Origin of the sequence: Enterobacter cloacae complex sp. I3, from assembly GCF_014896175.1 — a bacterium.
GTDB lineage: Bacteria > Pseudomonadota > Gammaproteobacteria > Enterobacterales > Enterobacteriaceae > Enterobacter > Enterobacter bugandensis.
On sequence record NZ_JADBQZ010000011.1, the window covers coordinates 116,453 to 131,933 of the forward strand.

At 54.6% G+C, this 15,481-nt stretch carries 15 protein-coding genes; 9 read left to right on the forward strand and 6 right to left on the reverse strand.

Annotation, left to right across the window (positions count from 1 at the left end):
• Positions 1–171: 171 nt before the first annotated feature.
• The 9 genes from ygjG to IM271_RS10685 all read left to right on the forward strand — a co-directional run bounded on the left by ygjG (position 172) and on the right by IM271_RS10685 (position 9,577).
• Positions 172–1,551 (forward strand): putrescine aminotransferase, encoded by a 1,380-nt coding sequence (gene ygjG / locus IM271_RS10645; protein ID WP_185860329.1) that lies wholly within the window; start codon positions 172–174, stop codon positions 1,549–1,551.
• Between the two features lie 484 nt (positions 1,552–2,035).
• Positions 2,036–2,578, forward strand: coding sequence for a fimbrial protein BcfA (locus IM271_RS10650; protein WP_028014482.1), 543 nt, complete (start codon positions 2,036–2,038; stop codon positions 2,576–2,578).
• Positions 2,579–2,731: 153 nt separating this feature from the next.
• Entirely contained in the window at positions 2,732–3,439 is a 708-nt protein-coding gene (locus IM271_RS10655; protein ID WP_028014483.1) for a fimbria/pilus periplasmic chaperone, read from the forward strand.
• 49 nt (positions 3,440–3,488) lie between these two features.
• Positions 3,489–6,107, forward strand: a complete 2,619-nt coding sequence (locus IM271_RS10660) for a fimbrial biogenesis usher protein (protein WP_193052574.1) — start codon at positions 3,489–3,491, stop codon at positions 6,105–6,107.
• Positions 6,108–7,124: a fimbrial protein gene (locus IM271_RS10665; RefSeq protein ID WP_193052575.1), complete on the forward strand. Its 1,017-nt coding sequence runs from the start codon at positions 6,108–6,110 to the stop codon at positions 7,122–7,124.
• Between the two features lie 9 nt (positions 7,125–7,133).
• Positions 7,134–7,676, forward strand: a complete 543-nt coding sequence (locus IM271_RS10670; protein WP_048960488.1) for a fimbrial protein — start codon at positions 7,134–7,136, stop codon at positions 7,674–7,676.
• Positions 7,677–7,685: 9 nt separating this feature from the next.
• The gene (locus IM271_RS10675) at positions 7,686–8,216 is read left to right on the forward strand and encodes a fimbrial protein (protein ID WP_028014487.1); all 531 of its coding nucleotides are present in this window, start codon (positions 7,686–7,688) and stop codon (positions 8,214–8,216) included.
• A complete protein-coding gene (locus IM271_RS10680) occupies positions 8,182–8,919 on the forward strand; it encodes a molecular chaperone (protein ID WP_028014488.1) in 738 nt (245 codons plus the stop codon). The genes IM271_RS10675 and IM271_RS10680 overlap by 35 nt, the downstream gene beginning before the upstream one ends.
• A 31-nt stretch (positions 8,920–8,950) precedes the next feature.
• The gene (locus IM271_RS10685) at positions 8,951–9,577 is read left to right on the forward strand and encodes a hypothetical protein (RefSeq protein WP_028014489.1); all 627 of its coding nucleotides are present in this window, start codon (positions 8,951–8,953) and stop codon (positions 9,575–9,577) included.
• A gap of 46 nt (positions 9,578–9,623) precedes the next feature.
• On the opposite strand, the gene lsrG is transcribed toward IM271_RS10685, so the two are convergent.
• Genes lsrG through lsrA form a run of 6 tightly spaced genes read right to left on the reverse strand, consistent with a single transcriptional unit; the run spans position 9,624 to position 15,309 of the window.
• A complete protein-coding gene (gene lsrG, locus IM271_RS10690; protein WP_045260122.1) occupies positions 9,624–9,917 on the reverse strand; it encodes a (4S)-4-hydroxy-5-phosphonooxypentane-2,3-dione isomerase in 294 nt (97 codons plus the stop codon).
• Positions 9,914–10,801: a 3-hydroxy-5-phosphonooxypentane-2,4-dione thiolase gene (lsrF, locus tag IM271_RS10695; protein ID WP_028014491.1), complete on the reverse strand. Its 888-nt coding sequence runs from the start codon at positions 10,799–10,801 to the stop codon at positions 9,914–9,916. The genes lsrG and lsrF overlap by 4 nt, the downstream gene beginning before the upstream one ends.
• A gap of 11 nt (positions 10,802–10,812) precedes the next feature.
• On the reverse strand, positions 10,813–11,814 hold the full coding sequence (lsrB, locus tag IM271_RS10700) for an autoinducer 2 ABC transporter substrate-binding protein LsrB (protein ID WP_047367089.1): 1,002 nt from the start codon (positions 11,812–11,814) through the stop codon (positions 10,813–10,815).
• Between the two features lies 1 nt (position 11,815).
• Entirely contained in the window at positions 11,816–12,793 is a 978-nt protein-coding gene (gene lsrD, locus IM271_RS10705; RefSeq protein ID WP_126327101.1) for an autoinducer 2 ABC transporter permease LsrD, read from the reverse strand.
• A complete protein-coding gene (gene lsrC, locus IM271_RS10710) occupies positions 12,794–13,825 on the reverse strand; it encodes an autoinducer 2 ABC transporter permease LsrC (protein ID WP_193052576.1) in 1,032 nt (343 codons plus the stop codon).
• Positions 13,822–15,309 carry an autoinducer 2 ABC transporter ATP-binding protein LsrA gene (lsrA, locus tag IM271_RS10715; protein ID WP_193052583.1) on the reverse strand — a complete coding sequence of 496 codons (1,488 nt, stop codon included), beginning with the start codon at positions 15,307–15,309 and terminating at the stop codon, positions 13,822–13,824. The genes lsrC and lsrA overlap by 4 nt, the downstream gene beginning before the upstream one ends.
• Between the last annotated feature and the right edge of the window lie 172 nt (positions 15,310–15,481).

Sequence of the window (15,481 nt, forward strand, 5' to 3'; positions counted from 1 at the left end):
GGTTGCCCTGTACCCCTAAATCCCGTTTCGATTGCTCCGGCATGATTAAATATTGCGCAACATAATTTTAACCTGGCGTTTATCCCGATTTTCGTTAAGTCATCTGAAGTGGCGTAATCCCTGCAATACTTAACTCAGTATCATGTGATACGCGATCCCCGGGAGCATATTTTGAACAGGTTACCTTCCAGCGCCTCGGCTCTTGCCTGTACCGCGCACGCACTGAATCTCATTGAGAAGCGAACGCTCGATCATGAGGAGATGAAACAACTTAACCGAGAGGTCATCGATTATTTTAAAGAGCATGTGAATCCTGGTTTTCTGGAGTATCGCAAATCTGTTACCGCCGGCGGGGATTACGGAGCCGTAGAGTGGCAAGCGGGAAGTCTCAACACGCTTGTCGACACCCAGGGACAGGAGTTTATAGATTGCCTGGGTGGTTTCGGTATCTTTAACGTGGGGCACCGTAATCCAGTAGTGGTTTCCGCCGTACAGAATCAACTTGCGAAACAACCTCTCCATAGTCAGGAACTGCTCGACCCGCTTCGCGCCATGCTCGCGAAAACGCTGGCGGCCTTAACGCCCGGCAAGCTGAAATACAGCTTCTTCAGCAACAGCGGCACCGAGTCGGTCGAGGCGGCGATCAAGCTCGCCAAGGCGTACCAGTCGCCACGCGGGAAATTCACCTTTATCGCCACCAGCGGCGCGTTCCACGGGAAATCCCTGGGGGCACTGTCTGCGACCGCCAAATCCACCTTCCGCAAACCGTTTATGCCGCTGCTGCCGGGCTTCCGCCACGTGCCGTTCGGCGACATTAACGCCATGCGCACCGTGCTGAGCGAATGCCGTAAAACCGGCGATGACGTGGCGGCGGTGATCCTCGAGCCGATTCAGGGTGAAGGCGGCGTGATTTTGCCTCCACAGGGCTACCTGCCCGCCGTGCGTCAGCTGTGCGATGAGTTTGGCGCGCTGCTGATCCTCGACGAAGTGCAGACCGGGATGGGGCGCACCGGCAGGATGTTTGCCTGCGAGCACGAGAACGTTCAGCCGGACATACTGTGTCTTGCGAAGGCGCTCGGCGGCGGCGTGATGCCGATTGGTGCAACGGTTGCCACCGAGGAGGTGTTCTCGGTGCTGTTCGACAATCCGTTCCTGCACACCACCACCTTTGGCGGTAACCCGCTGGCCTGTGCGGCGGCGCTGGCCACCATCAACGTGCTGCTGGAGCAAAACCTGCCAGCGCAGGCGGAGCAGAAAGGCGACATGCTGCTGGATGGCTTCCGCCAGCTGGGACGTGAGTACCCGGATCTGGTGCAGGAGGCGCGCGGCAAAGGGATGCTGATGGCAATCGAGTTTGTCGACAATGAAATCGGCTACAGCTTCGCCAGCGAGATGTTCCGCCAGCGGGTGCTGGTAGCTGGCACGCTCAATAACTCGAAAACCATCCGCATTGAGCCACCGCTGACGCTGACCATTGAGCAGTGTGAGCAGGTGCTGAAGGCGGCGCGCAAGGCGCTGGCAGCGCTGCGGGTAAGAGTAGAAGAAGTATGATTTAATCCCTCCTCTTATGGAGGAGGGCGTTATATCCACTCTAATTTTATTTCAATTTGTAATTAAACATGGCATATTGAAAATCACTCTTACATTGACCTAAAGAACAATTCCCGTTTTAAATTAATATTTAATTTTAATAAAAGGATAGCGTTCAATAACAATGCAGAAATATCACTCTCGGCGATTACACCTTACTGAATCAGGCTAAATAGCGCATCAAACATACCCTCCCATTCTAAAAACTAATAAATTTTTAATTAAAACCCATTTAAGAATTTCTAAGCAAAAATCAACCAGCAATAGATTGATATAATATGTCTCGCCTCATAAAATACGCTTTCGGAACATCACGAGAATGTGCAAAACACAGCGTACTGTATGATTCTGTATATTCATGATTTTTAATCTGAATAGTCTTGTATTAAGTCACCTTTAATTTTGTTTCAACTTGACAGAAAACTGTTTATTTAAAAGGATTTGTATGAAAAAGCATGTTTTAGCAATGGTTGTTGCTGCATCTATGGCAAGCGGCGTGATGATGAACGCACAGGCAGACACCACCACAGTAAGCGGCGGTACCGTTAATTTCGTCGGTCAGGTTGTTAACGCTGCCTGTTCAGTTGCTGCCGATTCTGTTGACCAGACCGTTATCCTGAGCCAGGTTCGTACCGTGAAGCTGACTCAAAGCGGAATGCTGGCGAATCAGAAAGAAGATTTCAACATTAAACTGGAAGATTGCGACACCACTGTCAGCCAGAACGCAGCGGTTATTTTCAACGCGCAGCAGGATGCTACTCAGCCGGGCGCTATGGCGAATACCGCGGGTGCAGGTTCCGCACAGAACGTGGCTCTGCAGCTGTTTGGACCGGACGGTAAAAACCTGGATCTGGGTACCACCTCTTCTGCAATCGGCCTGATCAACGGTGAAAACATTATCCCACTGAGCGTTGACTACATCGCTACAGGCGCAGCAACACCAGGTAACGTAGCATCCACCGCTACCTTCCAGATGGTTTATTCCTAATCGAATTAGGATGCTGTCATCCCTCCTTCGTACGCCTGTACGAAGGAGGGATTTTTAATATAACCGACCGTTTTATATAGATTAAATACATAGGCTTAAACGGCATGTTTTATTCTATGTATTTGATTATGTATTCAATGAAGTGATATATAAATGAAACGAATTAATACTGTATCTTTGATAACGAAGCTGATTACGCATTCTTTTTTATTCGCAGCTACGGTGCTGACTACGGCTCATGCTGGGGGGATAGGCCTGGGCGCAACGCGTATTATTTACCCTCAGGGTGATAAACAGATTTCGTTACCTATTACGAACTCGTCTCAAAGCAATGCTTTCCTGGTGCAATCGTGGGTTGCGAACGCCGATCAATCGAAGTCCACGGACTTTATTGTTACGCCTCCACTTTTTGTTATGCATCCTAAAAAAGAAAACACCATCAGGATTATGTACGCTGGCCCAGATTTGCCGAAAGACAGAGAAAGCGTTTTTTATTTCAACAGCAAAGCTATCCCGGCCGTGGATAAAAGTAAGTTGCAGGGAAATACATTGCAGATTGCGACGCAGAGCGTCATTAAGCTTTTTATTCGCCCCAAAAAATTGCCTACCCCGTCAATTGACGCGCCAAAGGCGCTGCGCTGCACGGTCAGTAACGGCAAGTTGACCATCAAAAACGCGTCGCCTTATTACGTGTCGCTGGTGCAATTCAAAGCGGGAAACGCAAAGTTAACCAATAACATGGTTCCGCCAATGAACAGCCTGGTCGTTGATCTACCTGCCGGTAGCGGGAGCCAGGTGACGTTCCAGACCGTTAACGATTTCGGTGCTACCACCCCTGTTCAGACATGCCCTGGAGCATAATTTCCCCGGAAAAATACCGAACATAGCGCGTTGAAGCAGGCAGAGAAAAATGAAGTTTCGCAAGTATCAGACAAGGATAGTCAATCATCGTTTGGCCCCTCTCACGCTGGCCATGCTCGGCGCATTCGCATCCGTTAATGCGGATGCGGGCTATTATTTCAACCCTGCCTTTCTTTCAAGCGATCCTGCGGCGGTTGCTGATTTATCACGTTTTAGTAATGCTGGTCAGGCGCCAGGGGTCTATCGCGTGGATGTATGGCTGAATGACAATTTTTTAGCCACGCGCGACGTCACGTTTAACGTGCGCAAAAATTCAACACCTACGGATGACGATACAGGGCTGACGCCCTGCCTCTCGCGTAAGTCACTTGATGCGATGGGGGTAAATGTCGATGTCTTACCCGGTCTTAAGGACGAAAAAGCGGGCAACTGTGTCAATTTGCCGGCAGCCATTCCCGCTGCCACTACATTTTTTGATTTTGAACACCAGCGCCTGAATATCAGTATTCCGCAAGCGGCGCTGCGTAATAACGCGCGCGGGTACATTCCCCCTGAGCAATGGGACGAAGGCATTAACGCCCTGATGCTGAATTATGACTTTTCGGGTTCGCATAGTCACAATAGCGGTGATTACGGTTCGACGACAGACAACTATTTCCTGGGACTTAACAGTGGATTAAACCTGGGGCCGTGGCGGCTCCGGGATTTCTCTACATGGAGCTACAACAGCAGCGGCTCAGAGACCTACACCAACTGGGAACACATTAAAACCTATGTTGAACGTGCCGTTATCCCGCTAAAAAGCAAGCTAACAATCGGCGAGAACTATACCACTTCGGATGTCTTCGACAGCCTGCCATTCCGCGGGGTGCAGATCAATTCTGATGACAACATGCTGCCTGATAGTATGAAAGGTTTTGCGCCAACCATTCATGGGATCGCTAAATCTAACGCCCAGGTCACCATCAAACAAAACGGTTACACCATTTATCAAAGCTATGTGCCGCCCGGGGCGTTTGCCATTAACGATCTGTACCCCACCTCCTCCAGCGGTGACCTGAATGTAGAGGTCAAAGAATCTGACGGAACGATCAGCAGCTACTCTGTGCCCTATTCCGCGGTTCCGGTTTTACAGCGTGAAGGCACCGTAAAATATGCCGCCACCGCGGCCCGCTATCGCAGTAACAGCGACCAGCAGGAGGACACAAACTTTGTCCAGGGAACGCTTATCTGGGGGTTACCAAAAGGATTTACCGTCTACGGTGGTACGCAGCTGACGGAAAAATACTCTGCCTTTGCGTTGGGTACCGGGGTGAACCTGGGGAATTTTGGCGCCGTATCGGCCGATCTCACCTCCGCACAAAGCGAACTGAGCGACGGTAGCTCACATAACGGGCAGTCAATACGTTTCTTATATGCAAAATCGTTGAACGGCATGGGCACCAATTTCCAGCTGTTAGGCTATCGCTATTCCACATCCGGTTTTTATACCCTGGATGAAACCACCTATAAGCAAATGAAAGGTTATGTCGGCCAGGACGATCCCAACGACCACACCGACGACAATCAGCCCGTGTGGACCGATTATTACAATCTGTACTACACCAAACGCGGCAAGCTGCAGGCCAATATTTCCCAACAGCTGGGCACTGCCGGGTCGATTTTCCTCAACGGCAGCCAGCAAACGTACTGGCATACCGACGAAAAAAATACGCTTATTCAGCTGGGTTATAGCGGAACGGTTGCGGGCGTAACCTATAACCTGACCTACAACTACAATAAATCCCCTGGCATGAGTGAAAGCGATCGTATTTATTCTTTAACGCTCTCCTTCCCGCTCAATCTGTGGCTTCATCCAGGTGGAGATGTGACCAAACGTTTAAACAGCATTTACGCCACATACGGCATGAGCACCGATAACGACGGCAGGGTCAATAATACTGCCGGCATCAACGGAACGCTGCTTGAAGACAATAACCTCAGCTACAGCGTTCAGCAGGGATACCAGAACCAACATACCGGTGCCAGTGGAAGCATCAGCACGGAATATGATAGCGCCTACGGTAATGCGAGCCTGGGGTACAACTACAGTAACAATGGCGATTATCAACAGATCAACTACGGCCTCAGCGGCGGTATCGTCGCGCATCGCAACGGCATCACCTTAAGCCAGCCATTAGGGGATACCAATGTCCTGATCGCCGCGCCGGGCGCAAGCAACGTCAAGGTCGAAGACGGTCCCGGGATCCACACCGACTGGCGAGGTTATGCAGTTGTGCCGTATGCCAGCGCATACCATCGTAACCGCATGGCGCTGAATACCAACTCGCTCAGCGACGATCTGGACATTGACGAGGCCGTTACCCACGTTGTTCCAACCCAGGGCGCCCTGGTTCGCGCCACCTTTAAGGCGCGCTCAGGAACGCGCGCGATGATTGCACTCATGCATAACGGGCGCCCTGTGCCCTTTGGCGCGGTTGTTACGCGCAGCGATGAAGGTGGGGACACCATCGTAGGCGATAACGGCGAAGCGTATCTGTCTGGGCTGGGCGAGACAGGGAGTCTGACAGCGCAATGGGGCGACACAGATGATAAAAAATGTGTTGCCGTTTACAAGCTAAGTGAAACAAAGCAGTCCCTCGTGCATTTAAAAGCGGAGTGCCGATAAGTGAAAGTACGCATTATTTTTTTATTACTCAGCCTTACGGCTTCTACGCAAAGTCTGGCAGCGGTCTGCCATAACTTTACACACAGCATTACTAATGTTAATTACGATCTGACGGCCTCGCTGACAAAAGAACAAAACCAGCTGGGGCAGGCAGTTGAACTGGTTAAATCACAGGATGTGGGCGTCAACGCCATATGTGACTATCATCCGGACGGCGATTCTCGTACCTATCGCTCATACAGGAATACCTACCCGGTGATTTTCACGGAAGACCAGTGGCAGTATATGAATCTTGACCCGATCTATATTGCAGGGGCGATGCGGATAACCGATTCCGAAATTGGTGAATATTTTCCGCCTGGAGACTATATCCATATGGGTAAAGATTACAGGGTGGATAAAGAGGATATGAACATACCTTTCCCGGTATATGACTCCAACCTGGTATTCCGGTTAAAAATTATCAAACCTTTTATCGGCACGGTCATTATCCCCAGTAAAGTGATGTTTAATGTTTATATCACCACCGAAAATACCGACCCGTTGAATGATATTGTTTATCAAATAACATACAGCGGCGCGGTCACGGTGCCGCAAAACTGCATCATTAATGCGGGGCAAATCATTACGGTTGACCTGGGAAAACTCAACAGTTCTTCATTCACGAAAGCGGGTGAGAAACCTTCTAATGCGCCGGTAAAAACCTTTAATGTTCCCATCGAGTGTAATGCGGACGTGATTTCGCCTGCGCATCTTACGCTTCGACTGGTCGCCAACGCAGACAGCAACGTCGGCCAGGCGATCGCTACGGATAATAAAGATGTCGGCGTGGTGGTAACCAACGAAAATGGCACCGTCATGATACCTAACGACGCCTCCAGCACCGCTGATTTTATTACTGATAGTTCGGGCCATGCTGATGTCACGTTAAAAACCTACCCCATCAGCACGACAGGGAAGGCCCCGGCAGAAGGTCTGTTTACTGCGTTGGCCTGTTTACGTATCGATTTTGCGTAAGGGTGAAAAATGAGAGTCTTGTATTTTGTCGCCCTGGCGACACTGTTCTCTGGCATAGCAACAACGTACGCCGATGAGGGTTTTACAGTTAACCTCCAGATATACGGCACAATTATCGGCGAATCGTGTGAAGTTGATGTGAACAGTAAAGAACAAACGGTTGATTTAGGCGCATTCGATATATCTGAATTTCCCGCAACCGGAACAACGACACCGGAAAAAGCGTTCACGATCGATCTTAAAAATTGTTCACGCGCCATTCAGGGGACAAAAATCTGGTTCAGCGGTATGCCGGATACCAATAACTCGGACCTGCTGGCGCTCAGCGACACGGGTAAAGGAACGGCTGGCGAAATGGCGACGGGCGTTGGCGTAGAGCTTCTCAATGCCGGAATGAATCCGATTAAAATAAATAATACGGAATCCGAAATTTATCCCTTAAAGCAGGGAGATAATAGCCTGACGTTTAATTTACGGTACAAATCGACCCTGCCCGAGGTTACGACAGGGAATGCTACGGCCATCATGTATTTTGATCTGCTCTATCAGTAGGATGCGGAAATGAAAAAGTTTTTCACAATAATATTCACCGCGCTTTTTCTGGTGCCATTTTTTTCAGCGCGTACACTGGCGCACGACGGTACAATTTATATCACTGGCGTGATCCATAAAAAGACGTGCAGTATCGCGCCTGATTCTCAGAACCTGACCGTCACAATGGACAGCGTGCAGAGTAAATATTTCACCCAGTCAGGTATGGGCGCTGATTATCATCCGTTTGCTATTAATGTGGAAAACTGTGCCGGAACAGAAGGCTCAGTAAGTATTACCTTTGACGGCACACCCGATACAGCAAACCCGGATTTACTGACGCTCATCGGCGGTGAAGGCTACGCAACCGGTATCGGCGTAGGAATTTACAACCAGGACAAGTCGCTCATCTCTATGGGAAGTAAAAGCCAGAAGACAATGATTATTCCTAATCAAAGCGACGCGACTCTCCAGTTTTACGCCCGCTATGTTGCCACCGCAAACAAGGTCACCACGGGAACGGCAAATGCGACGACAACCTTTATTCTCAATTATGCGTAAGTGTGTTTATCCGGCGAAGATCCTGCTTCTCTTTTTTCTCTCCACCATCATGCTTCAGGCGCAAGCTGGCGTGGTGATCGGCGGAACGCGGTTTGTCTATCCGGAACGTGAAAAATCGATCAGCTTTTCCGTGCGTAACCCTTCTGACGAATCGTATCTGATCTACACCAAAGTCGAGCCGGGTGGCCTGTGGACTGGGGCGGATGCCCCACACGGGGTTCAATCCGCATTTGTGGCCACGCCGCAGCTGTTCTCATTGCGTCCGCAACGCGAAAACACGATTCGGCTGATATTTACGGGAGGAAAGTTACCCGAGAACCGGGAAACGCTGTTCACGTTAAACGTTGCGGCGATCCCTTCCGCTAATCCGCACACCACGGGTGTGCAAACGGCGGTACGTTCACGCTTTAAACTTTTTTATCGGCCCACCGGGCTCACCGGCAATCCTGATGATGCTTATCAGGCCTTACGCTGGTCACGAAACAAAAATAACGTCGTTGTGAATAATCCGACGCCTTACTACATCACGCTTTATCAGCTTAGCCTCGGCGGTAAGCGCATCGCTGATGGCGGCCTTGTCGCCCCTTTTAGCGAGCGAGAGCTCGAGGGTTGTCCAGACCCAGGGGTATGCCAGGTGCGCTGGCAAGCGATTAATGACTATGGACGCATTATGCCTGTTCGTACACAGGCTCTGGCGTCCTAGTCCCGTCTCTCTCTTTTACGGAATAACATCAATGGAAGTTTCAACCTCCCTTCGTCGCCTTTCGCTTCTGCTGGCTGCGACCCTGACTTTCTCAGCCGCAGCGCTGGCAGAGCAAGCGACGCCACAGCAGATTGAACAAACAGGAAAAGCCGCCGAAGCGTATTTCGCCGCCCATCCTGAAAAAATGGGTGAAATTGTCTCTACCTATCTCGCTGAACATCCTGAATTTTTAGTTGCGGCAGGGGAAAGCCTTCGCCAGCGTCAGGAGATAGCGCAGCAACAGGCCATGGTGCAAAATGTCATCCTCCATCGCGAGCAGCTGCTTGCTGGCGGCGATCCTGTTGTCGGGCCCGCCAACGCAAAAGTCGCCGTGGTGTCTTTTGTGGATGAGCAATGCGTGAACTGCAACGTCACAGAAACGCTTATCCATGCCAACCCGGATATCCGTTTTATCTTTAAAAAATTGCCTTCGGCCGGGTCGGCAAACAAAGTGTTACAGGACAATGTGAAGCTCGTGAAGCAGATCGGTTTTGCCAACGCGCCGGCGTTTGTGGTTTTACCTCAGGAAAAAGATCCGGTCATTCAGCGCATTAGCGTGATGTCAGGAAACGTCTCTTCCGATGCATTAATCATGGCGATCCAGAAAGCCAAAGGATAAGCCAGGATGCCCGATGACGCGCATGAGTGCGTCATCGGGCATCGAATTACTCCGGCAACAGCCCCACAAAACTGCGTTTCTTACGCGGCTCCGACATCAGCTCCTCAAGCTTGTCCACGCACGCCAGATAGTGCGGGGTTTGCTTATGCGCCAGCACCGCCGCTTCGTCTTTGTAGGCCTCGTAGATAAAGAACCGGGTTTTCACCCTCGGGTCCTGCAACACGTCAAAGCGCAGGTTTCCCGGCTCCCTGATGGACCCCTCGTGGTTGGCGCGAAACACCTCCAGAAACTCGTCCACCCGCTCGGGCTTGATGTTAATCTCAACCAGCGTCACGTTCATTTTGCTTCTCCCTGTTTCTCTTCCTGCCAGAACTGGAACGCCTCCCGGGCGCTCACGTTCTCGTGAACCACTTTTTTCACCGCTTTCAGCATGGCGAGCGGCGCGCTGGACTGGAAGATATTGCGTCCCATGTCCACGCCGGACGCCCCCTGATCAATCGCCCGCCAGCACATCTCCAGCGCCTCGAGCTCCGGCAGCTTTTTGCCCCCGGCGATCACAATAGGCACCGGGCAGCTGGCGGTCACTTTTTCAAAGCCCTCGTCCACGTAGTAGGTTTTGACGAACTGCGCCCCCATTTCGGCGGCGATGCGGCTGGCGAGCGAGAAGTAGCGCGCGTCGCGGGCCATCTCCTTGCCGACGCCCGTTACCGCCAGCGTTGGCATGCCGTAGCGTGCCCCTGCATCGACAAGCTTGATGATGTTGTTGATAGACTGATGCTCAAACTCGCTTCCGATATACACCTGCGCCGCCACCGCGCAGACGTTCAGGCGCAGGGCATCCTCCATCGCCACCGCCACGCACTCGTTCGAGAGTTCCCCCAGAATGGAGTTACCGCCGGAGGCGCGCAGCACCACCGGTTTGTTTGTCGCGGCGGGCACCTGGCTCCTGAGAATGCCGCGGGTACACATCAGCACGTCGGTTTCACCGAACAGCGGCGCAATGGAGAGATCGATACGCTCAAGGCCGGTGGTCGGCCCCTGAAAGTAGCCGTGGTCAAAGGCCAGCATCACCGTGCGGTTGCTCTGCGGGTTAAAGATGCGCGCCAGGCGGGACTGCATGCCCCAGTCCAGCGAGCCGCAGCCCTTCAGCGTGAACGGCACATTCTGCTGCGGCGTGCCGATGCCAAAATCCTTGCCGTCTTTGATGTCGTCTAAATCAGCCATTTGCTCCCCCGTCAGAAATCGTATTTGCTGATGTTCTCTTTGGTGAACACCACCCGCTCCGGCAGCAGCACGATGCCGTTGCCCTTCGCCTCATACTGGTAGCCCTGCACGCTGTTCGGCTCCACCTTCAGCGCGCCGATACCTTTTACGTCCACGCTGTCGCCAGGATTAAGATCGCCTTTTTTCAGCAGACGATCGGCGACATTGACCGCAATTTTGCCCTGTTGTACGACATCCCACAGGCCGAAGGCTTTCACCGTCCCGCGCTCAACGTACGGACGCATGACGTTCGGCGTGCTGAAGCCGACAATCGCCACCCCTTCCCGCTTCAGGTTTTCCGCCGCCTGCGCCGCCGCCGGCAGGGCGTTGGCGTCCGGCGCGATGATCGCATCCAGATCCGGATACGCTTTTAAGATCCCCTCTGCGGTTTGCAGAGATTTGGTGGCGTCGTTATAGCCAAACTGGGTGGTGACGATCTGCCACTGGGGGTGATCTTTCTCGATTTTGGCCTTCGCCTCTTTCACCCACTGGTTCTGGTCGGTGACGGTTGGGCTGGAGTAGAAGAACGCCACTTTGGCATTCGGCTTGGTGACCTGTTTGCCCGCCATCTCCACCAGCAGGCCGCCGAGCTGTTCCGGCGTCCCCTGGTTGATATAAATGCTGCGGCACTCCGGTTTGGTGTCGGAATCCCAGGTCAGTACCTTCACGCCGCGCTGCATCGCACGCTTCAGCGCCGGGCAGAGGCCGTCCGGCGACACGGCGGAGACGATAATGGCGTTATAGCCCTGGTTGACGAAGTTATTGATGAGCTGCACCTGGCCGGAAACGCTCGGCTCCGTCGGGCCGTCGTAGGTCACGTCCACGCCAAGATCTTTCCCCGCCTCTTTCGCGCCGTTGCCGCCGCTGGTGAAGAAACCCACGCCCACCAGCTTGGGGATAAAGGCAATGCGGTCCGCCGCCTGCGCCGAAGCGAAGCTGAGGGCCATTGCCAGGACGAGCAGTTTTGTTTTCATCTTACGCTCCGGATAGTTTTCTGAAGAGAGATCGCACCCATTCGCGGTGCAGACTTAGCGAACGTCCCATCACCACCACAACCAGCAGTGCCCCAGACAGCGCGCTCGACACCTGGTTGGGGATGCCGACCATCTGTAATCCCTGCTGGAGATACCCCACCAGCAGCGCCGCCAGCGCCGTACCCAGCACCGACCCTGAACCCCCGTAAATATTTGCCCCGCCGAGTACGGCGGCGGTGAGCGCGGGCATCAGCAAATCGCGCCCCAGATCCGAACGCGCAGAGCCGAAATAGGAGACCATCACCAGCGCGGCCACCGCCGACGCCACGCCGACCAGACCGTACAGCGCGTAGGGCATGCCGTTCACCGACAGCGCCGCATAGCGCGCCGCGCGCGGATTCTGGCCGATTAAAAACAGATGGCGGCCAAAGCGCCCGCGATGGGTAATCAGCCAGAAAAAGGCTGTAATCACCGCGAACAGCACCAGCGGGATTGGCAGCCCCAGCACCGTGAGGTTAGCGAACGCGGTAAAGCTGTCCGGGAAGCCGCCGATGCCCTCGTAGCCCGTCGCCCCCGCCATGCCGGAGAGCAGCAGCGCGCCGCCGCCGTAGAGGTAGAGCGTGCCGAGGGTAATGACTAAAGGGCTAATGCCGGTGTAGTGGATCAGCGCCGCATTCACCAGCCCACACAGCAGGCCAAGCAGCAGCGTCAGCGGAACGGCGATCGTCATGGGCCACCCCGCCTGCATCATCACCCCCAGCGCGATGGCGCACAGGCCGATGGTAGAGCCCAGCGAAATGTCGATCCCGCCGCTGATAATCACCAGCGTCAGCGGCAGCGCCACGATGCCGATGCAGATGAAATCGCTGGTGCTGAACAGCAGCATGTTAACGTCGAGCATGCGCGGGTTAATGGCGCCGAAGAGCAGGATCTCCAGCACCAGCAATATCAGCAGCGCGCTTTCCCAGTTGAGCCTCATTTACGCCACCTCTTTGTTGCGTTTGGGAAAGGGGGTGACGTGCTTTCCCCCTCTGTTGCCAGGCTGGAACCGGCCGTACTTCAGCGCCCGCTGATGGCGTGACAGCGCCTGGCGCAGCCGCCCGTCGAGCACCAGCACGCCCAGCAGCATCAGCCCGGCGATAAAGTCGTTCCACCACGCCGGTAGCCTGAACAGCACCAGCACGGTGTCGATTTGGGTAAGGAAGAACGCGCCGAGGAACGCACCGACCAGCGTGCCGGTGCCGCCCAGCAGCGAAATGCCGCCGAGCACACAGGCGGCAATGGCCTTCATCTCCAGCCCGCTGCCGGTCTGGTTGGGCACAAAGCCGATCTGCGCGGCGAAGACGATCCCGGCGCAGGCCGCCAGCATACCGTTAAGGGTGAAGGCGATCATGCGCGTGCGGTTCACCGCCACGCCCAGCTGGCGCGCGGCGGCGAGGTTATCCCCCACCGCGTAAAAATCACGCCCGAACGCGGTGCGCGATAGCCCCCACGCGCCAACGACAACGAGAATCAACACTCCCACGCCGAGCGGCGAAATGCCGATGGCGGCAGGCTCGGAGAGAGATTTCAGCCCCGGCGGTAGCCCTTCAATCCACTTTCCGCCCGTCCAGAGCAGCATCGCGCCGCGGTACAGCCCCAGCGTGCCGAGGGTGGCGACAATCGCCGGAATGCGCAGCCCCACCACCAGAAAACCGTTGAACGCCCCCGCCAGCGCGCCAATCGACAGCGCAAAAAGTATCGATACCGGCAGGCTGTAGCCACCGTTGAGCGCCACGCCGACGGCAATCGCGGACAGCCCGACGGTCGAGCCCACGGAGACGTCGATATTGCGGGTCAGCATCACCAGCGCCGCACCGATGGCCAGCAGGATCAGGATCTGCGCGCTGGCGAAGATCATCCCCAGCGTTTGCAGGCTGAAGTAGGACGGATTCAGCGCCACCAGCACGGCGAACAGCGCCAGAATGGCAAGAAACGCGCTCAGCTCGCGGTTTTTGAGTAAGATCTTCATGATTGTCCTCCAAACGCCAGCGCCATCATCCGATCGAGACTGACGGCGTGGCGCGGCAGCTCGCCGCTGAGTACGCCCTGATGCATCACCAGCACGCGGTCCGCGAGGCCGGGAAATTCATCGAGATCGCTTGAGATCATCAGCACCGCAACATTCTGCGCCGCCACGCTTTTGATGAGCTGGTAGATATCGGCACGCGCCGACACGTCCACGCCGCGCGTCGGCTCATCGACGATCAGCAACAAAGGATTGGCCTCCAGACAGCGCGCCAGCAGCACCTTCTGCTGGTTGCCGCCGGAGAGCGTGCGCACGGTTTGATCCGCATGATTGAGCTTGATCCCCAGCGCCCGGTGATAGCGCTCCACCACCGCAGACTCCCGCTTTCGCTGCTGCCAGAGCGACGGCTCGTTCAGCGCCACCGTGTTCCAGCGGACAGGCGCGTCGAGAAACAGGCCGGACACCTGCCTGTCTTCCGGCAGATAAACCAGCCCTTTTTCCAGACGTAAACCCACCGGATCGGAGGTGATCTCCCGGCTCTCCAGCCACACCCGCCCGCCGCGTACGGGACGCAGGCCGTAGAGCGTTTCGGCAAACTCGGTGCGTCCGGATCCGACCAGTCCGGCAAGGCCGACGATCTCCCCGGCGTAAATCTCAAGGCTGAGATCGATAAAGCCCTCTCCGGTGAGATCTTCCACGCGCAGCACCGGAAAATCCTGCGGCTGGGTGCGGCGATTGCCCGGCCGCGCCAGCCACAGCTTTTGCGCATCGCTTAAGCCTTTCTCGCGGCTGACCGGCGTCATGGCGGCGATCAGGGCGCTGTCGTCAAACTGGGCTGTTTCGCCGCTGAGCACCACCGCGCCGTCGCGCATCACCGAAACGTGGCTCGACAGCGTGCGGATTTCCGGCAGCTTATGCGAGATAAAGACAATCCCGACGCCGAGCGCCTGTAAGGCGCGGATCTGGCGAAACAGCCGTTCGGTTTCGCCGGGCGTCAGCGAGGCCGTGGGCTCGTCGAGGATCAGAATTCTGGCGTTGCGCATCAGCCCGCGCAGGATCTCAACCATCTGCTGGTCCGCCACTTCCAGGGTGCTGGCCGTTGCATCAAGGTTAAGCTGACATTGCAGCTGCTGGAGTTTCTCCGCCAGCCGCTTTTCCCGATCGCGCTCGCGCGGCAGGCGGAACAGGATGTTTTCCCTCACGGTCAGATTGGGGAAAAGCAGAGGCTCCTGCGGCACCAGATAAATCCCTAACCGGTGCGCCTGCGCCGGGGTAAGCCGTGCAAAATACTCGCCCGCAACCGAAAGTTCACCGCTATCCGGCGTTTCCACCCCAGCGATGATCTTCATTAGCGTCGATTTTCCCGCGCCGTTACCGCCCATCAGCGCGTGCACCTGCCCCGCAAGCAGCGTGAAATCAATGCCTTTTAAGACCGGCACGCCTGAGAACTGCTTGCTGATATTTCGCGCGTTGAGAAGTGGTGTCATCATCGCTCCGCTATTGAACAAATGATTTTTAGATTTAATAATGTTCAAAAGCGTAGACGGTGAACTATATTTACAACCGTGCAGGGATCACAGTTTTATCGATTGAGATTCAGATTAACCAGAAACGATCTAAAAGATCCGTTTTGTCGCGTGGCTCACATTTTCACGCCGC